At 69.4% G+C, this 17,907-nt stretch carries 14 protein-coding genes; 6 read left to right on the top strand and 8 right to left on the bottom strand.

The genetic code is table 11. The features are described 5' to 3' along the window. Positions 1 to 57: 57 nt before the first annotated feature. The 3 genes from PYR72_RS41570 to PYR72_RS41560 all read right to left on the bottom strand — a co-directional run bounded on the left by PYR72_RS41570 (position 58) and on the right by PYR72_RS41560 (position 3,287). Complete coding sequence (locus PYR72_RS41570; RefSeq protein ID WP_275460080.1) at positions 58 to 1,164, bottom strand: alanine racemase; 1,107 nt, start codon at positions 1,162 to 1,164, stop codon at positions 58 to 60. Between the two features lie 130 nt (positions 1,165 to 1,294). Further along, positions 1,295 to 1,780, bottom strand: coding sequence for a RidA family protein (locus PYR72_RS41565; RefSeq protein ID WP_275460079.1), 486 nt, complete (start codon positions 1,778 to 1,780; stop codon positions 1,295 to 1,297). 820 nt (positions 1,781 to 2,600) lie between these two features. Continuing rightward, positions 2,601 to 3,287, bottom strand: coding sequence for a GntR family transcriptional regulator (locus tag PYR72_RS41560; RefSeq protein ID WP_275460078.1), 687 nt, complete (start codon positions 3,285 to 3,287; stop codon positions 2,601 to 2,603). A gap of 315 nt (positions 3,288 to 3,602) precedes the next feature. Here PYR72_RS41560 and PYR72_RS41555 point away from each other — a divergent pair, with 315 nt between their 5' ends. From PYR72_RS41555 to solA, 4 genes are all read left to right on the top strand, one after another. Further along, a complete protein-coding gene (locus tag PYR72_RS41555; RefSeq protein ID WP_275460077.1) occupies positions 3,603 to 4,283 on the top strand; it encodes a haloacid dehalogenase type II in 681 nt (226 codons plus the stop codon). A 48-nt stretch (positions 4,284 to 4,331) separates the two neighbouring features. Further along, positions 4,332 to 4,658 carry a RidA family protein gene (locus tag PYR72_RS41550; RefSeq protein ID WP_275460076.1) on the top strand — a complete coding sequence of 109 codons (327 nt, stop codon included), beginning with the start codon at positions 4,332 to 4,334 and terminating at the stop codon, positions 4,656 to 4,658. Between the two features lie 266 nt (positions 4,659 to 4,924). Continuing rightward, positions 4,925 to 6,328 (top strand): FAD-dependent oxidoreductase, encoded by a 1,404-nt coding sequence (locus PYR72_RS41545; protein ID WP_275460075.1) that lies wholly within the window; start codon positions 4,925 to 4,927, stop codon positions 6,326 to 6,328. Between the two features lie 20 nt (positions 6,329 to 6,348). Further along, the gene (gene solA / locus PYR72_RS41540; RefSeq protein WP_275460074.1) at positions 6,349 to 7,494 is read left to right on the top strand and encodes an N-methyl-L-tryptophan oxidase; all 1,146 of its coding nucleotides are present in this window, start codon (positions 6,349 to 6,351) and stop codon (positions 7,492 to 7,494) included. A 49-nt stretch (positions 7,495 to 7,543) separates the two neighbouring features. Here solA and PYR72_RS41535 read toward each other — a convergent pair whose 3' ends face one another. From PYR72_RS41535 to PYR72_RS41525, 3 genes are read right to left on the bottom strand one after another with little or no spacing between them, the layout of a single operon-like run. Further along, entirely contained in the window at positions 7,544 to 8,716 is a 1,173-nt protein-coding gene (locus PYR72_RS41535; RefSeq protein ID WP_275460073.1) for an ROK family transcriptional regulator, read from the bottom strand. Between the two features lie 9 nt (positions 8,717 to 8,725). Then, entirely contained in the window at positions 8,726 to 9,856 is a 1,131-nt protein-coding gene (locus tag PYR72_RS41530) for a phosphotransferase (protein ID WP_275460072.1), read from the bottom strand. 27 nt (positions 9,857 to 9,883) lie between these two features. Continuing rightward, positions 9,884 to 11,233: an aspartate aminotransferase family protein gene (locus tag PYR72_RS41525; RefSeq protein ID WP_275460071.1), complete on the bottom strand. Its 1,350-nt coding sequence runs from the start codon at positions 11,231 to 11,233 to the stop codon at positions 9,884 to 9,886. A 345-nt stretch (positions 11,234 to 11,578) separates the two neighbouring features. Between PYR72_RS41525 and PYR72_RS41520 the strand changes: the two genes are divergently transcribed. After that, a complete protein-coding gene (locus PYR72_RS41520; RefSeq protein WP_275460070.1) occupies positions 11,579 to 12,673 on the top strand; it encodes an extracellular solute-binding protein in 1,095 nt (364 codons plus the stop codon). A gap of 181 nt (positions 12,674 to 12,854) precedes the next feature. Next, positions 12,855 to 15,581: a SpoIIE family protein phosphatase gene (locus PYR72_RS41515; RefSeq protein WP_275460659.1), complete on the top strand. Its 2,727-nt coding sequence runs from the start codon at positions 12,855 to 12,857 to the stop codon at positions 15,579 to 15,581. Positions 15,582 to 15,669: 88 nt separating this feature from the next. On the opposite strand, the gene PYR72_RS41510 is transcribed toward PYR72_RS41515, so the two are convergent. Both PYR72_RS41510 and aspA read right to left on the bottom strand, forming a co-directional pair. Beyond that, positions 15,670 to 16,404 (bottom strand): SDR family NAD(P)-dependent oxidoreductase, encoded by a 735-nt coding sequence (locus PYR72_RS41510; protein ID WP_275460069.1) that lies wholly within the window; start codon positions 16,402 to 16,404, stop codon positions 15,670 to 15,672. A 39-nt stretch (positions 16,405 to 16,443) separates the two neighbouring features. Continuing rightward, positions 16,444 to 17,856, bottom strand: coding sequence for an aspartate ammonia-lyase (gene aspA / locus PYR72_RS41505; RefSeq protein WP_275460068.1), 1,413 nt, complete (start codon positions 17,854 to 17,856; stop codon positions 16,444 to 16,446). Positions 17,857 to 17,907 lie beyond the last annotated feature (51 nt).

The following is a 17,907-nucleotide window of genomic DNA, read 5'->3' as shown; positions in this document are numbered from 1 at the left end:
CGGGTGAGGTCGGTCGGGTCGTGGGCTCGGATTCGGGGGTCCCGTCCCCGGCATCGGTCAGTTGAGGAATCCGCGGGCGTCGACCGGCCAGCGCTGCAGCGACGTGCCCGTGCTGTCGGTGACGATCAGTTCCTCGAAACCGAGGACGACCGGGCAGACGTGGTTCGGCACGACCGGGACGACGCTGCCGACTCCGGGGCGGAACTCGCCGTCCGTGAGCGGAAGGAACCCGTGGTACTCGTTGACCTTGGACAGGACTGCCTTCGTGCCGGCGATGCCTCCGTAGCCGATCTCGGGGCTGCCTTCTTTGCTGAGGGCCTTGTTGCCCACATCGACGATGACCTGGCCGGGGACCCAGTCGCTGACCACGGTGCCGGCGACGAACAGCGCGATCTGGTCCTCCGTGCAGGAGCCCAGACGGGCGTTGTTCAGGTCGCCGAAGATGTACTCACCGGGACGGATCTCGGTGATCACGCCGCTGGTGGAGAACTCGAAGGTGGGAGTGGAGCCGGCGCTGACCACCTCTGCGGTGACACCGACACCTGCGAGGCTGCGTACCGCGGCGGTGAGCGCGGCTTCCTGGTCCTGCGCGGCGCGTCGGCGGGCGTCCCGATCCGCGCCGCCATGACCGGGATAGGTGAAGACGCCCACCGGCATCAGGCCACGTTTGCGGGCGGCGAGCGCCAGATCGCCTGCGGCCTCGGGTGGCGCCCCGGAACGACGGGCGCCGCAGTCGACCTCGATCACGACCTGCAGTCGGTCCGGTTCTTCTCCCATCGCATCGGCGAGAGCCTCGATGGCCGCGACGTTGTCGACGCCGACCCGCAGCCGGGCGGACTCGGTGAGCCGGCGAATCCGGGGCCCCTTCGTTCCTGCGGCCCAGATCGGGTAGGCAAGGAAGATGTCGTCGAACCCGGCCGCGGCGAAGACCTCGGCCTCACCGACGTTTCCCGCGGTGATGCCGACCGCGCCCGCCGCGACCTGGCGTCGCCCGATCTCCACGCACTTGTGCGTCTTGATGTGCGGCCTGACCTTGAGGTCGCGCTGGTCGGCGAAGCTCTGGACGCGGTCGATGTTGCCCTGCATGACGTCGACCAGCACGATCGGCGCGGGGGTGTCGACCCGCTCGACCAGAGCGTCGAGTGCTCGTTGCAGCCGGTTCATGCTGCCCCTCCTTGTGATGCTGCCTGGAATGATCGAGGGGCGCGGGTGCTGACTCCCTCTGGATACCGAAAGCGGTCGGCGACATCTCGCGTTTGCGTACACCGCCGCACCGCTCATGAGCGGCTCGCCGCTATACCGCGGTGCAGACCATCTGGATCTCGACCGGACTGTTGAGCGGCAGCCCGGCGACACCGATCGCGGTGCGGGCGTGCCGTCCGTTCTCACCCAGCACCTCGATCAGCAGTTCACTGGCCGCGTTGGCGACCAGTGACTGCTCACCGAAGTCCGGCGTACTGGCGACGAAGACCAGCATCTGCACGATCCGGACCCGGTCCAGATCTCCCACCGCCAGCACAGCCGCAGCGAGGCAATTGAGCACGGCATGACGGGCGAGCGACCGCGCCGAGTCCAGCTCCACGTCCCTGCCCACAGCGCCCTGCCCCAGCAACCAACCGTCCTTGTAGGGCAGTTGGCCCGAGATGTAGATGCTGGAGCCCACGGTCCGGTGGTGCACGTAGTACGGATTGTCACGGAGTTCGGGAAGGGCCAAGCCCAAGGCTTGAAGCCGGTCGGAAGCCGAGGCGGCGTTGGTCGGCGGGGTCACGGTCTGACTCATCGAGTCACCTCCGCGGTCGGGTCGGGGCACACTCCCGCGCGATCGGCCGGGAGGACCCCCTTCACATAAGGCTTGATCATCTGCACTCGGCTTTCCTATCGAGCAGCAGAGACGACAAAGCGCTATATAGGGGCTTAAACCTGCCCACCACATTGTCGTTTGTCGACCATATGGTCGACAGTTGAGCGCTGTCAACACACACTTCAGCGTCGAACGCGACCCTGGAACACCGCGTGCGTTCGGGTCAGTCCCTGATGGGAGCGGCGGTCAGCGCCGCGAGTTGGCTCTCGAGAGCGGCTCGGCCTGCCGCCCGGTTTGCGGCCAGACCCGCAGAGGCCGGCCCTCAAACCCGGGCGGCAAGCCCGGCAGCGGTGTACGTTGCTCGCGCCTTGCCTGCCGATGGGCAAGCGCGGCCACAAGCCCGACCCCGGCGGAGTCCTGTCGTCCTTGGTCGCGCCTTCGCAGGCGTACCGAAGCGCGGTCAGGGCTGAGGCCCGGACGCTGCGGCAGTGCTGAGGGGCGGAGACAGGGCAGGCCGCAACGCATGCCTGAGCAATCCGCGCACCTGCGGTGACCGTGCCGCGGAGGCGGTCAGTGCGCCGTCCCGGCCAGGTCACAGGTGTGGCCTACCACCCTGCGTGCCGGGACACGGCCGGACGCGGCACCCATGCCGACCTGACGGGTGACCTTTACCCACCCCCCGGCCCCGCCCACCAGGAACATTCAGGGCCAACGAGGCACTCACGCAGCCCCACTCGGCAGGGGGCCGCACCATCACAGTGTCGAGCGGGCTCGAACGCCGCACACAGCAGGCATGGACTCATGCGTGCCGGGGCGCGCGTCCGTCCGAATCCGGCTTCCGGGCACCCAGGCCCATGGGGAAATGGGCGGCCAGCTCACGGCGGAACGCTTCCGTGTCGCCTTCCAGGGCGACGGCGGCCAACCTCTCGTGCTCGACGACCAACTTTTGCGGGTCCTTGCTGTAAGTGCGGTGATCGACGCTGAGGTGGAGGCGCAGCCGGGTCTCCCAGCCGGTCCAGAGACTCTGCAGGACGCCGTGCCCCGAGAGTTCGTAGAAGAGTCGGTGGAAGCGAAGGTGCGCGTCGATGCTGGCCGGGATGTCGTCCTCCTCCATCGCTCGACGAAGATCCTCGACGGTCTGCAGCAACTGCGGCCGCTCAGGACCGCGCAGCGCTTCGGCCGAGAGCTCGGCGGCGTAGGGTTCGACGTGAAGCCGGACCGAGTCGATCTCGGCCACCTCACGAGCGCTCACCTCTACGACGAAGGCCCCACGGTAGGGGAACTTGACGACGAGCCCTTCCTCCTCCAGCTTGGTCAGCGCCTCACGCAGCGGGGACCGGCTGATCCCGAGGTCCGAGGCGATGTGCGCTTCGCGGAGCTGGCCACCAGGACGCACGGTTCCGTTGAGGATGGCAGCACGCAGAGTGCGGTAGACGCCGTCCGGCGTCGTTGTCCGCTGCTCCTGCCACTCGAACTTGTGGTCCACCCCGTGCCTCCCTGGACGCTTGTCGACCATTTGGTCGTTTGTCGACTATACCTCTGCCGGTTTCTGCTTCCCCACCTCAAGTCGACTGTCCGGCAAGGAGCTCACCGCGTTCACGGCGAGGCCCCATCCGACCCGCGGGCCCACCCGAAGGCGACCTCGGTCGACAGCTGCGGCACCCGACAGCTGCAGCACCCGACCTGCCCGAAGGCACTCCTCCGACGCTCTTGACAGCCGAGATTTATTTGGTCGACAATCGACTAAGTGGTCGACAATCGACTAAGCGTGACTGCTCCACTGAAGCACTAGGAGGACCCGGTGGGATTCGACGTCAAGCCCAAGTTCGTGACGTTCGACATGAACGGCACACTGATCAGGTTCAGCATCAACGACACGATGCGTGAGGTCCTGGGCGACCGGCTGCCGGCCGAGGTCGCCGATGAGTACCTGCGGATCTGCAAGGCGTACCGCATCGACGAGTGCACGGGCGCCTACCAGCCGTTCCACCAGGTCGTCGCGCGTTCCATGGAGCGCGCCCTGCACAAGGTCGGTCTGGAGTTCCGCGAGGACGAGGCGCGGGCGGTGTACGAGCGCATCCCCACCTGGGGCCCGTACCCCGGTGTCACCGAGGCGCTGAACCGCCTGGCCGAGGCGGTCCCGCTGGTCATCATCACCAACAGCGACACCGCGCACGCCGTGCGCCTCGCGGAGAACCTCAAGGCCCCCTTCGAGGTCGTCATCAGCGCCGAGGAGATGGGCGTCTACAAGCCGCGACTCAGCGCGTTCGAGTACATGTTTGACAAGCTCGGCGTGGCACCCGACGAGATCGTGCACGTCTCCGCGAGCCCCATGTACGACCACCGGTCCGCGGCCATCATGGGCATCAAGAACAAGGTGTACATGGACCGCGGCTGGGAGCACGACGAGCACTGGCTCGCCTACGAGCGGATCACCGACATAGCCGACCTCCCGGTCCTCTTCGGGCTTCCGCGCCCGTGATGCCGAGCGGAGATCTGAGGAAATGATCCCCAGCCAGGCGGTGGCGACATGAGTCGGCCCCTGCCTCGAACCGCCAAGGGTGACTCGGCGTCAGCAAGGCTCGCGCGGTCACTCGCCCGTCATGCGGTGCTCGACTGTCTCGCTGCGGCTGTGCTGGCGGTGGGAGATCTGGAGCGGGTCCGGATCGTGCAGATGCTGGTCTTCGTGGCCAGTGCGCCGGACTTCGGTGAGCAGTCACTGGTCGCCGACGCGGCCAGTGAACTGCTGATCGAGGTGCTGGGTGAGAACGGACGGCACGCCCGCACCGCGATCGGTGTCGCCGGGCTGCCGCTCGACAGTCCGGTCGAGATCCAGATGGTCTGCACCGCGGTATAGCGGCGAGCCGCTCATGAGCGGTGCGGCGGTGGCGGCTTCAACAGGTGCTCGGCACCGCAGATCCGCCCCAGAGGTCATCCGCCGTGCGCGGGAAGGGCAGATGCCGCTCCAGCGTCTCGCCCCGTCCGAGAGGTCGCCGACGCCGTCCCCTTCCTCGCGCCGTCGGCGCCCTCGTACATCACCGGGGAACGGACCCGGTCGGCAGCGACTTCACCGCCTTCCAGCAGCAGCCCGCGCGATGTCCCGAAACAGATCAAGGACACACCATGAACGCCCTCGCGGTACCACCCCGAAACGGAGAGCTCGGCTTCTGGGTGAGGCAACTGGCCGACAGGAAGCCCTCGTTCCCCCGGTTCACCGGCCAGGACACCGTCGACGTGGCCATTGTCGGCGGCGGCTACACCGGTCTCTGGGCGGCGTACTTCGCCAAGAAGCTCGAACCGTCGCTCTCGGTCGCCGTCTTCGAGGCCGAACAGGTCGGCTACGGCGCGTCGGGGCGCAACGGCGGCTGGCTCTCGGCCATGCCGCCGGGGAACCGTGCCGGCTTCGCCCGCGCCGGGGGCGGGCTGGAGGCCAGCCGGGCACTGCAACAGGAATTCGTCGCCGGCGTCGACGCCGTCCTGGACATCCTCCGGGCCGAGGGCATCGACGCCGATCAGCACAAGGGCGGAGCGCTCGTCGCGGCCCACACTCGGGCAGGGCTGGGCCGACTTGTCACCAGGCGTGATGCCGATCTGAAGTACGGGTTGACCGACGACGAGGTCCACCTGCTCGGCCGGGACGAGTTCCGGTCCAGGATCGACATCGCCACCGTCCACGGCGGGCTCTTCTACAAGCACTGCGCACGGATCCACCCGGCGAAACTCGTCTACGGCCTCGCCGACACGTTGACCTCCATCGGGGTCAGGATCTACGAGGGCAGCCGCGTGGACCGTGTCGGGGGCCGGACCCTGGCTCTGGCCGACGGGCGTGTCACCGCGGCGAAGACGTTCATCTGCACCGAAGGCTATTCGGGACGACTGCTGGGGAGCCGGGCCCTGATCCCGGTCAACTCCTCGATGATCGTGACCAAGCCCCTGCCGGAGGAGGCGTGGCAGCGGATCGGCTGGGACGGTCCCCAGTGCCTCAACGACTCCGCGCACACGTTCATCTACGCCCAGCGGACATCGGACGGCCGTATCGCCATGGGGGGCCGCGGTGTCCCCTACCGCTTCGGTTCCGGTACGGGAGGAGCCGGTGCGACCGCCCGGTCCACCATCGACCTGATCTCGCACAAGCTCGGTTCCTTCTTCCCGGGGATCCCCTTCGAGGTGGATCACGCCTGGTCGGGAGTGCTGGGCGTCACGCGGGACTGGAACGGCGGCGTGCTCTGGGACCCGGCCGCCGGGATCGGATCGTCCTCCGGCTACGCGGGACACGGTGTCACGGCGGCCTATGTCGGCGGCAGGACCCTCGCGGAGCTCGCCCTGGAGAGGGAGACCGTACGCACCACCCTTCCCTGGGTCGGCTACCGGGCACGGAAGTGGGAACCGGAACCCGTTCGCTGGCTGGGTGTTCACGCCATGTACCGGCTCTTCGGTATCGCCGACCGGTGGGAGGAGCGCCGGGGCTCCAGCACGACCTCGCTCCTGGCCAGATTCGGCAGCCGCCTCGCGGGACTGCACGAGTAGACGAAAAGGAAACGCCACTCATGGACGCACAACTCGCCGTCATCGGCCTGGGCAGCATCGGAAGCATGGCGCTGTGGCAGGCTTCCCGGCTGACCGACTCGGTCGTGGGCTTCGAGGCCGCCACCCCCGCCCACGGCCGCAGCGCCGTGGGCGGGGACACCCGCCTGTTCCGCATGATCTACTTCGGGAAACCCGACTACTACCCCATCCTGGAACGCTCCCGAAGCCTGTGGGCCGAGCTCGAAGCGGAAACGGGGCAGGAAATCTTCACGCCCACCGGGGGCCTGACCATCGGGACGGCGAACAGCAGCTTCATCAACAGTCTCCTGGAGACGGCGCGCGTCACGGGAGCCGAGCACCGCGTCCTCAACCGGGAGGAGACAGCGGAACGCTACCCCCAGCACAACCTCCGCCCTGACGACTGCGCCGTCTACGACCCGCACGCCGGAGTTCTGCGCACCGACCGCGCCGTCAGCGCCGCCGTCGCGGCGGCCCGAGTCAACGGCGCCACCGTCCTGCAGAACACACCCGTGGACAGCATCACCGAAACCGACCACGGCGTGGTCGTCACCTCCGGCGACAGAACCTGGACGTTCGAGAAGGTCGTCGTCGCCTCGGGCGGCTGGTCCCGCAGGCTCATGCCCGACTACCTGAAGGCAGTCACGGAAACCCATCGGCTCGTCCTGACCTGGTTCATCGCCCAGGACGGCACACAGTTCTCGCCGGAGAACTTCCCCGTCTTCAGCCGGCAGTACGACGATCGCTCCCTGTACGGCGCACCCGCCGTCGACGGCGTGACGGTCAAGGCATCCGTGGACGCACCGATGAAGGGGCGCGCGCGGGCGACCCCCGACCCGGGCTCCGTGCTCAGGGAACTCACCCCGGAAGAAATCGAGAAGGTCACCGAGACCGTCACCGAATTCTTCCCCGGCCTCACCCCCACCATCGTGCGCGCAGACGCCTTCCCCGACCTCTTCACCGAGGACAGGCATCCCCTCGTCGGCCGGCTGGACGAGAACAGCAGCGTCTACTGCGCCACCGGGTTCTCCGGAAAAGGCTTCAAGATGGCGACCGGCTACGGCCACATCGCCGCACACGAGGCGCTCGGCAAGCAGACCGTCGAAGGCCTGGACTTCGTCCGTCCGGAGCGGTTCAGGACCAGGTAGCCGCCCGCTCCGGCCGCCTCGGCGTAGTGGGGAGCTTAGATCGGCTCCATCAGAACGCCGGCGCAGCCTGTTCCTGCCGCGGACCCTGAGCGCGTGCCTTCAGCAGTGCGTCCCGCAGGCGGTTGTGCGTCATGGCCAGGCCGGCGTGCACCGCGCCGCATGCCACCGAGAGTCCCAGAACCTGGGAGACGGTCGAGATCCGGGGCACGGCCGGCAAGCTGTGTTCGAGTCGCTTGCGCACTTCGGGGAGCACCTCCTCCACCAGAGGGCTCAACCGGCCGACGAAGTAGACGGATTCGGGATCGAGTGTCACGGCGACGACACGCACGGCGGTCGTGACCGCCGTCGTGAATGCCTCGAGTGTCTCCGCACGGCCCCGATGGTCCTGGGACGTGAGCCACAGGTCCTCGACGCGCTCGGTGTCCAGTCCGTGGTCATGGGCGAGCCTCGCAAGCCCCGCAGTGCTCAGCATCCCGTTGAGTGTGCGGTCGTCGACACCCGAGGAGAGGGAACCGATGTCGCCGAAAGCGGGAGTACGTCCCCGAGCCAGTTCCCGGTCCCTGCACGTCGCGAGGTTCACGGTGCTGCTGAGGCTGAACAGGGCGGCGTCGTGGATGCTCTCGTCGTCCGTGAGCACCTGGAGCAGGGATGCGTTCGCGTCGCTGTCGAACGTCACCGGAGCGTCGAGGAGTTCTTCAAGGACGCGGTGGAGATCTCCGCCGGAGAAGATCTTCATCGGATCGGCAGGCCGGAAGACCTCGGCGCCGTCGCGGACATGGGCGGGCAGTGCCACGACGATCTGGCGCCGGGGCCCTCGCGCCGAGGCGCTGGTCCGTGCGATCAGGTCGGCCAGCCACCGTCCGCCGGCGGGGACGTCGTGGTGCTCGGCCGTCGGGACGACCACATGTCCGATCTCGCGGCCGCGCAGGTCGGTCACCAGCACGCCGGTGGTCACGGCGCCGAAGCTGACGCCCACGACGTGTCCGGCCGTCCCGGGCACGTCGAGGTACGTCGACGGACGGCCACGCCCGACGACGGCGTCGACTCCCCCGTCCACGACGAACCCGTGCGAGCGCAGGTCTTCGACGGCCCGTGACACTGTGGCCTTGCTCAACCCCGTGACCTCGATGAGCTTGTTCCGGGTCAACGGCGCACGGGAGAGAACCACGTCGAGGACACGTGCCGTGTTGTGGTCGCGTGGTGTGGGGTTGATGCTGCTCACCTCATGACCTTAGCCAGACCGTACGTCGCCCGAACCCGGGGTCTCCGTCTCAGGGCCGGCTCCGGACGTGTCACGGCGAGTGCTCAGCAAGCGGTCCACGACCTCCGGCAGGGCGACGGACATGGCGCGTTCCAGGTTGAGCCAGTCGTCGCCGGCATGCTCGAGCAGATACGCGCGACGGTCCGGCACGCGCTCCGCGCGCCAGTGGGTGATCAGCGCACGAAGTGTCAGCCGTGCCAGTGCGGCAATGGGCAGGAGCGGGAGTTCGGTGTCCTTGATCGGGCGCGCCCGCTCGTATCCCGCGACGAAGTCGTATGCCTCGTGCCAGGGATCTCGCGGTGTCCGGCCGAGGAGGTTCGCGAGGGACACCGCGGGATCGAAGATCAAGGCACTGCGCATGCTGTCACCGAAGTCGATCACTCCGGTGACGAAGCCGTCCGTCCGCGGATCCACCAGGACGTTGTAGGGGCTGTAGTCACCATGGATCACTTGGGTCTCGAGATCCCCCAGCCTCGGAACGACGGTCTCGTGGAACAGGCGGAACACTTCCTGAGCCAGCCGACGGTGCGGGGCGTCGGGTGTGTACGGGATGAGCTCCCGCACCTGGTCGAAGTACCGGAGGTCCCACACGAGGCGCCGCTCGTCCGCCGGATGTCCGAAGGACCGCAGAGCCATGTCCACTCGCCCGAGCATCTGCCCGGCCTTGGCCAGCTGCGTGGGATCGGGGTTCGTCCGCGCCAGGACGGCACCTTCGACGTAGTCGAGGACCCGCAGGACTCGAACCCCGCCGTCGTCCGTCTCGATCGGTACGTTGTCGCCGCCTTCGATGGTCTCCTTCACCCGCTGGGTGGGCAGATGAGGAGCTTCGGTTTCGAGATGGCGCATCACGGCCGTCTGCAGAGCCACGACGGCCACCGGCTCGTCGGGCGGGGAGACCTTGACGAGATGGTCGTCCGTGCCGGTCCGCAGGCGGAACGTGTCGTCCTTCTCGGTTGCCAGCCGCTCGAGATGTCCGGCCAGCCGGTAGTGCCGGGCGAGGAGGGCGGCCACCGTGTTCGTCCCGATGGGCTCGTGGGACGATGCCAGGCCGCTCTCGTCGAACAACTGCTGGGCGGTGGGTGCGGGGGGCGAGGCGTTCACCGTTCGGTCCCTTCGGTCTTCGGCCTGCTAGAGGCGAGTCTCGGCGATCTCCGCGAAGGTTTCGAGGAATCGCGTCACGTCGGCGGAGTCGAAGGCCAACGGCGGTCGGATCTTGAGCACGTTGACCGCTTCGCCGGTGCCGCTGATGAGGACGCGACGCTCGCGCATGTCGTTGATGACGTCGTCGGCGCGCTCACGATCGGGCTCCAGCGACTCCCGGTCCTTCACGATGTCCACGCCCACGTACAGACCGGCGCCGCGTACTTCCGCGACATGGGGAGACTCACGAGTGATCTCCTCCAGGCCGGCTCGAAGCGCTCTGCCGTTGTCGAGAACTCGCTGCTGTACGTTCTCCGCTTCGAAGACGTCCAGGACCGCCGCGCCGGCGGCCACCGCGATCGAACTGCCCGCGAAGGTGTTGAAGTAACGAACGTTCCGCCCGAACTCGTCGCATATCTCGGGCCGGAACGCCACGCCGGAGATCGGCATGCCGTTGCCCATGGGCTTGCCCATCGTGACGATGTCCGGAAGCACTCCATGGCGGCTGAACCCCCACATCGACTCTCCGAGCCGGGCGAATCCCGACTGGACCTCGTCGGCGATGTACACGCCGCCCGCGGCGTGCACCTCCTCGACCATGTCACACAGGTAACCGACGGGGTCGGTGAAGAGGCCGTCGCTGGAGTGCGCGCAGTCGGTGATCAGCGCCGCGAGCCGGTAACCGTGGCGTTCGAGGTCGTCGATCGCGCCGCGCACCTGGCTGCGCATGTGGTCGGGAAGCGAGGAACCCGGCGGGACGAGTCGCGGATCCGGGGCGTCGATGACCCGCACATTCGGTCCGAGCGGTGACCCCGCTCCGAGCGTCGGCGAGAAGCTCGCCACCTCGCGGGTCAGCCCGTGGTAGGCCCAGCGACTCACGACGATCCCCTCGCCGCCGGTGTGGAAGCGAGCCACGCGCACGGCCAGGTCGTTCGCCTCCGAGCCGCTGCACGCGAAGCTGATCCTCGAGAGCGCCTCGGGCATGGTCGCGAGAAGACGCTCGGCGTAGTCGACGAGTGACTCCTGCACGTACCGCGTGTTGGTGTTCACCGCCGCCATCTGGCGGGACACGGCCTCGACGACGTGCGGGTGTGCGTGACCGACGCACGGCACGTTGTTGTAGGCGTCAAGGTAGTCGTTGCCCTCCGGATCGAACAGATGGGCGCCTCGACCGGAGACGAACTCGACCGGCTCCCGATAGTTCAGCGCGTAACCCGGGCCCAGTACGTCGTTCCGCCGCTTGACGGTGGACTGCAGCCGCTCAGGCAGGCCATCGAGCGCTGCGGGGTCGAACCTGTTGGGGTAGTTGGCCAGCGCCCGGCTCGGCGTGGACGTCATCGGCAGATCCCTCCTCGGCTCGCATCTCATCGTGGCCGCTTCAGCCTCGGATGCTTTTTGTTTCCGTTTCAGCCTGAAACTTATCTCTCCCGCGCAGACACGGCAACCCCTGCGAGGGGGAAGAGTGCGGCGGCCCCGGCCGTGGGCCGTGTCGGGGTCGCCGTGACGTTTGCGAGGGCGATGCCCGAGCCATAGGACCGTGACGTCGATGGCCGTACCATGACGTGGCCGGTCTCACATCATCCGGCCCACTCATGATCCGGCTCGCATCCCGGTCGCGAACGTCGGCGGCCGCCCTCGACCCCGTCCCGCGGGCACCGCACCCGGCTTCGCAGGAGGCACACGGTGAAGGACGTCGGAATCGACCGAAGAACGTTCCTCCGGGGCGTCGGCGCCGTCACGGCGGGCGCCGCCGCCGTGACGCCCACCGCGTGCGGGCCCTCCGCCGCCCGGAGATCCGGCGGATCGGGAAACAGCAGGACAGTCGTCGTCCGGGACATCGGCGGCGCCTACGGAGAGGCGCACCGCAAAGCGGTGTACGAGCCGTTCGGCAAGGAGACCGGCATCCGCGTCGAGGTGGTCCACATCCCGACGTACGCGGAGATCCTCACCCGGATCCGGGAGGGCCCCCGGTTCGACCTCATCGACATCGACATGAGCGCGCTGGCCCTCTTCGAGAAGGACGACGCCACCCAGGAACTCGACCACGACCGGCTGGGGAACACCCGGAACGCCGGTATCGCCCGGTCCCTGCTCACCTCCCACGCCGTCGGCAAGAACTACTGGGCCAGCGTCATGGCGTACCGCACCGACGGCTTCGGAGGGAGGACGCCGGAGACCTGGGCCGACTTCTGGGACACCAAGGACTTCCCGGGCAGCCGTGCCCTGCAGGGCCCGGAGGCGGGCCCGCCCGAGCTGGAGTTCGCCCTCCTCGCCGACGGTGTGGCGGCCGACGGGCTCTACCCCCTCGACGTCGACCGCGCCTTCGCGGCCCTGGACGAGATCAGGGGCGCCGTCCGCCGGTTCTGGGGCGACGGCGCCGCGCCGGGGATGCTGCTGGAGCGGCGGCAGGTCGCCGCCACCACGGTCTGGCACGGCCGCCCGAACCACCTCATCCGGCGAGGTGCCCCGCTCGCCTACCAGTGGAACGGCGCCCGTCGGCAGAGCAACGGCTACGGCATCCCCCACGGCGCGCGGCACCCGGACGCCGCCCACCGGCTCATCGACTTCTCCCTGCGCCCCGAGGTGCAGGCCGCCGTCGCCGAGCTCTACCCCATGGGCCCGGTGGTGCCGGCCGCGTACAAGTACCTGCCCAGGGCCGCCGCGGATCTGGCCAGCTCCCCGGAGCATCTCTACACCGGTTTCGACCTGGACATCGGCTGGTGGGTCGAGAACAAGGAAGCCGTGATCAAGCGCTGGCAGGAGTGGGTGCGGTCCTGAGGACACGGCAAAGGGACGGGCCGGCACCGTCTCTGGGCACCGCCGGCTCCCCGCCGGGCACCGGGAAGGACATCCCGTGGACATGACCAGCACCTTCGACCGGTCGACCGAGCCGCCCGGCGGTCGTCGTTCCCGTACGGCTGCTGCCGCGCCCCCGCGCGAGGAACCGGACCGGTCCCGCATGTCGCCCACCCGGCCGTCCGGGCCCCGTGCGCGTTCCGTGCTGAGCGCGCGCAGCGTCGCGGGTCAGGTGTTCCTGTGGCAGCTGTTGCTGGTGATCCTGTTCGCGGCCGCGGCGGGCGTGGCGCTCGTCCTCCAGGCCCGTACGTCGAGCACGGAGGAGGCCCGCCGAGTGTCGCTGGGCGTCGCCCAGACCTTCGCCCGGGCGCCGGGCACGGCCGAGGCCATGAAGTCCGCGGACCCCACCGCCGTACTGCAGCCGCGGGCGGAGGAGACCCGTGAGCTGACCGGTGTCGACTTCGTCGTCGCGATCGATCCGCGCGGCTACCGCTGGACGCACCCCGACCCGAGCCTGATCGGGCAACACGTCTTCGCCCTGCGCAAGGAGGCGGCTGCCGGCCGGCCCTTCACCCAGGACATCGAGGGCAGCCTCGGGCTCGCCGTGGAGTCCACGGTTCCCGTCTTCGACACGGGAGGACGCAGGATCGTCGGCCTGGTGTCGGTCGGGGTCACGGTCAAGAAGGTCGACTCCGTGGTCCGACGCCAGATGCCGATCCTGCTCGGGTCCGTCGCCGGTGGGCTCGCTCTCGTCACCGGCGGCAGCGCCCTGGTGTCACGGCGGCTGCGGCGGCAGACCCGCGGACTGGGACCGGCCGAGATGACCAGGATGTACGAGCACCACGACGCGGTACTGCACGCGGTGCGGGAGGGAGTACTGATCATCGACGGCGACGGGCGGCTGCTCCTCGCCAACGACGAGGCACGGCGCCTGCTGGACCTGCCCGCGGACGCGGAACAGCGCCGGATCACCGCTCTGGGCCTGGGAGCGGACACCGCCGCCCTGCTGGCCTCCGGCCGGGTGGTGACCGACGAGGTCCACCGGGCCGGCGACCGTCTGCTGGCGGTCAACCTCCGGCCCGTCGACCCGGAAGGCGGCGTACGCGGCCATGTCGCCACCCTGCGGGACACCACGGAACTCCAGGCTCTGGCGGGCCGGGCGGCCGTGGCCGGGGAACGGCTGCGGATGCTGTACGAGGCCGGGGTACGGATCGGCACCACGTTGGACGTGGTGCGCACCACCGAGGAGCTGGCCGAGGTGGCGGTCCCCGGGTTCGCCGACGCGGCCACGGTCGACCTCCAGGATCCGGTGCTGGAAGGTGAGGAGCCGGTCGGACCGAGCCCCGAACTGCGTCGCACGGCCCTGCACAGCGCCGAGGGGTCGTCCTGGCCCCTCTTCCCCGTCGGGGACCTGATCCGCTTCGCCCCCGAGAACCCCGTGGCCGTCGGTGCCCAGCAGGGCAGGCCCGTCCTCGACGCCGACCTGACCACGTCCTACGACTGGCGCGTCCAGGATCCCGAACGGGCCCGGCGCATCCTGGACTCCGGACTCCATTCCTTGATCACCGTGCCGCTCCAGGCCCGTGGTGTCGTGCTGGGCATGGTCAATTTCTGGCGCGCGGAGCAGGACGCCTTCGACGAGGAGGACCTGGCCTTCGCCGAGGAACTGGCCGCCCGGGCCGCGGTCGCCATCGACAACGCGCGCCGCTACACGCGCGAGCACGCCATGGCCGTGGCTCTGCAGCGCAGCCTCCTGCCGCGTTCCCTGCCCGAGCAGTCCGCCGTCGAGGTCGCGTACCGCTATTTGCCCGCCCGGGCCGGTGTGGGCGGCGACTGGTTCGACGTCGTCCCCCTGCCCGGGGCACGGGTGGCGCTGGTGGTGGGCGACGTGGTGGGCCACGGTCTGCACGCTGCGGCCACCATGGGCCGGCTGCGCACCGCGGTGCGCACGTTCTCGTCCCTCGACCTGGCCGCCGACGAACTGATCAGACGTCTCGACGAGCTGGTCACCCGGGTCGACGGCGAGGAGAGCCGCGACGGCGAGGGAATCACCGGAGCGACCTGTCTGTACGCCGTCTACGACCCGGTCGCCGGACGGTGCTCGCTGGCCCGGTCGGGGCATCCGGAACCGGCCCTGGTGCGCCCCGACGGCACGGTCGAGCGGATACCGGTACCGGTCTCACCGCCCCTGGGCCTCGGAGGCGGCCACCCCTTCGAGAAGGCCGAGTACACCCTGCCCGAGGGCTCGCGGCTGGTCCTGTACACGGACGGGCTGGTCGAGGACCGGGGCCGGGACATCGACACCGGCATCGCCTTGCTGCACGACGCCCTGGCGGGGCCGGGCCGGACATCGGAGGAGACCTGCGGGGCCGTGTTGGACGCCCTGCTGCCGGTGCGCCCGAGCGACGACATCGCCCTGCTCGTCGCCCGCACCCGGCTGCTCGACCCGTCCAAGGTCGCCGACTGGGACATCCCCGCGGACCCCGCCGCCGTCGCCGGGATCCGGGCCCAGGTCGCCCGCCGGCTGGAGGAGTGGGGGCTGGAGGACTTCGCGTACTCGACCGAGCTGGTGATCAGCGAGCTGGTCACCAACGCCATCCGCTACGGCAGCGCCCCGAGGCGGCTGCGGGTCCTGCGCGACGGCGACAGCCTCATCTGCGAGGTGGCCGACGGCAGCAGCACCTCTCCGCATCTGCGCCGGGCCGCCGACACCGACGAGGGCGGGCGGGGACTGTTCCTCGTGGCCCGGTTCACGCAGGGGTGGGGGACCCGCTACCTGGCCCGCGGGAAGGTGATCTGGACGGAACAGTCGCTCCACGGCGGCCTGCCCGAACCCGACGGCGACCTCGCCGAGACGCTGCTGGACCAGTGGGACGACACGGGCTGGTGACGACACGGACTGGTGACGACACGGACTGGTGACGACACGGACTGGTGACGACGGTCCGCGCCCGGCGCAGGCTTCGTGCACGGCCTGCCTAGAACGCGGTGTAGCCCCCGTCCACGGGCAGCACGGCGCCGGTGATGTAGGACGACTCCGGGGAGGCGAGGAAGAGGACGGCGTCGGCGACCTCCTCGGGCGTGGCGAGCCGGCGCATCGGTATGGAGTCCTCTCGGGTGCGCCGGTAGGCGGCGGGGTCGGGGCGCCGCTGGAACGACGCCTCGATGACCGGCGTCATGGTCAGACCGGGCGCGACGACGTTGACACGGATGCCGCGGTCCGCCCATTCGACGGCGGCGCCCCGGGCCAGCGCGATGAGGCCGCCCTTGGCCGCGGAGTACAGGGTCTGGTTCGGCATGCCGACCATCCCGAGGCGGGAGCCGACGCACACCATCGAGGCGCCCCGCTCGGGGGCCAGCGGCATCAGGTGTTTCATGACGAGGAACGCGCTGAGGAGGTTGGCGTGGAGCACGTCGCGGGCGTCCTCGTAGGACGTCTCGGTGAGCGGGCCGGACCGCTGGAGGCCGTGGCAGAGGACGACCACTCCCACGTCACCCAGGTTCGCCCGCGCGCGTGTGGCGAGATCGGCGACGAACCGCTCGTCGTCGAGGTCTCCCGCGAGGTAGAGGTCGTCCGGGTGGCTCTCCGGCGGCTCGGGTCGCCGTCCGGTGAGCAGGAGGCGGGCACCCTCGCGGCGGAAGTGGGAGGCGATCGCCTGCCCGATGCCGCTCGACGCTCCGGTGATCACGGCGTTGACGCCCTGCAGTCTCATTCGCGTTCCCAGTCGGTCGGTGGCCGCAGTCGGCCGGAGTCAGGCGCGTACCTGTCCCCTGCCGGCGACGATCTCCGGGCGGAGCAGGTCGGCAAGGGTTTCGGCAGGCAACAGGCCCTTCTCCAGCACCAGTTCGGCGACGCCCCGGCCGGTGGCGAGGGCTTCCCTGGCGATGTCGGTGGCCGCCGAGTAGCCGATGTGCGGGTTGAGGGCCGTGACCAGGCCGATGGAGTTCTCCACACTCGCGCGCAGCGCCTCGGTGTTGGCGGTGATGCCGTCCACGCACCGCTCGGCGAGCGTCAGGCAGGCGGCCCGCAGATGCGTGAGGGACTCCGAGAGGGAGTGCAGGATGATCGGTTCGAAGGCGTTGAGCTGCAGCTGACCGGCCTCGGCGGCCATCGTGATGGTGACGTCGTTGCCGATCACCTCGAAGGCGACCTGGTTGACCACCTCGGGGATCACCGGGTTGACCTTGCCCGGCATGATCGACGAACCGGCCTGCACCGGCGGCAGGTTGATCTCGTTCAGCCCCGCGCGCGGCCCGGACGACAGCAGCCGCAGGTCGTTGCACGTCTTCGACAGCTTCACCGCGACCCGCTTGAGCACCCCCGACATCTGCACGAACGCACCGCAGTCCTGCGTCGCCTCCACCAGATTGGCCGCCGTCATCAGCGGCAGCCCGGTGATCTCCGCGAGGTGCCGGCGCGCCGACTCGGCGTACCCGGCGGGCGCGTTGAGGCCCGTCCCGATCGCCGTGGCACCCAGGTTGATCTCATGGATCAACTCGACGGCCTCGGAGAGCCGGGACCGGTCCTCCTCGATCATCACGGCGTACGCGGAGAACTCCTGGCCGAGCGTCATCGGCACGGCCTCCTGCAGTTGCGTACGGCCCATCTTGAGCACGTCGCGGAACTCGACCGCCTTGCGGGCGAAGGAGTCCTGGAGCACCGCCATCGCGCGGAGCAGCTCGCGCACGGCGTAGACGGTCGCGATCTTCACGGCCGTCGGGTAGACGTCGTTCGTCGACTGGCCGAGGTTGACGTCCTCGTTGGGGTGCAGGTGGCCGTACTCGCCCTTGGCGTGGCCCAGCAGCTCCAGCGCCCGGTTGGCGACGACCTCGTTGGCGTTCATGTTGGTGGAGGTGCCGGCGCCGCCCTGGACGACGTCGACCACGAACTGCTCGTGCAGCTTGCCGGAGCGGATCTCCCGGCACGCGGCGACGATCGCGGCGGCCTTCCCCGCCTGCAGCAGGCCCAGTTCCTCGTTCGCGCGAGCTGCGGCCTCCTTCACGGCGGCCAGCGCCTCGATCAGATGCGGGTACGCGGAGATCGGCATGCCGGTGATCGGGAAGTTCTCCGTGGCGCGCAGGGTGTGGACACCCCAGTACGCGTCGGCGGGAACGTCCCGGTCGCCGAGCAGGTCGTGCTCGGTGCGGGTGACTGCGGCGGGCATGGGTCTACGGGCCTTCTTTCAGGGGGCGTCCATGGGGGTCGCGGGGGCCTC

Origin of the sequence: Streptomyces sp. VNUA24 (assembly GCF_029167005.1) — a bacterium.
Lineage (GTDB): Bacteria > Actinomycetota > Actinomycetes > Streptomycetales > Streptomycetaceae > Streptomyces > Streptomyces scabiei.
The sequence above is the reverse complement of the archived record's forward strand: the minus strand, read 5'-3'. Positions and strand labels throughout refer to the sequence as shown.

Coding starts and splice junctions, on each gene's coding strand:
- PYR72_RS41525 (WP_275460071.1), bottom strand. CDS start 11,233: ATGACGTCCACGCCGAGCCGGGCGCTGGCCAACTACCCCAACAGGTTC.
- PYR72_RS41550 (WP_275460076.1), top strand. CDS start 4,332: ATGAGTCGGCCCCTGCCTCGAACCGCCAAGGGTGACTCGGCGTCAGCA.
- PYR72_RS41565 (WP_275460079.1), bottom strand. CDS start 1,780: ATGAGTCAGACCGTGACCCCGCCGACCAACGCCGCCTCGGCTTCCGAC.
- solA (WP_275460074.1), top strand. CDS start 6,349: ATGGACGCACAACTCGCCGTCATCGGCCTGGGCAGCATCGGAAGCATG.
- PYR72_RS41510 (WP_275460069.1), bottom strand. CDS start 16,404: ATGAGACTGCAGGGCGTCAACGCCGTGATCACCGGAGCGTCGAGCGGC.
- aspA (WP_275460068.1), bottom strand. CDS start 17,856: ATGCCCGCCGCAGTCACCCGCACCGAGCACGACCTGCTCGGCGACCGG.
- PYR72_RS41570 (WP_275460080.1), bottom strand. CDS start 1,164: ATGAACCGGCTGCAACGAGCACTCGACGCTCTGGTCGAGCGGGTCGAC.
- PYR72_RS41515 (WP_275460659.1), top strand. CDS start 12,855: ATGTCGCCCACCCGGCCGTCCGGGCCCCGTGCGCGTTCCGTGCTGAGC.
- PYR72_RS41545 (WP_275460075.1), top strand. CDS start 4,925: ATGAACGCCCTCGCGGTACCACCCCGAAACGGAGAGCTCGGCTTCTGG.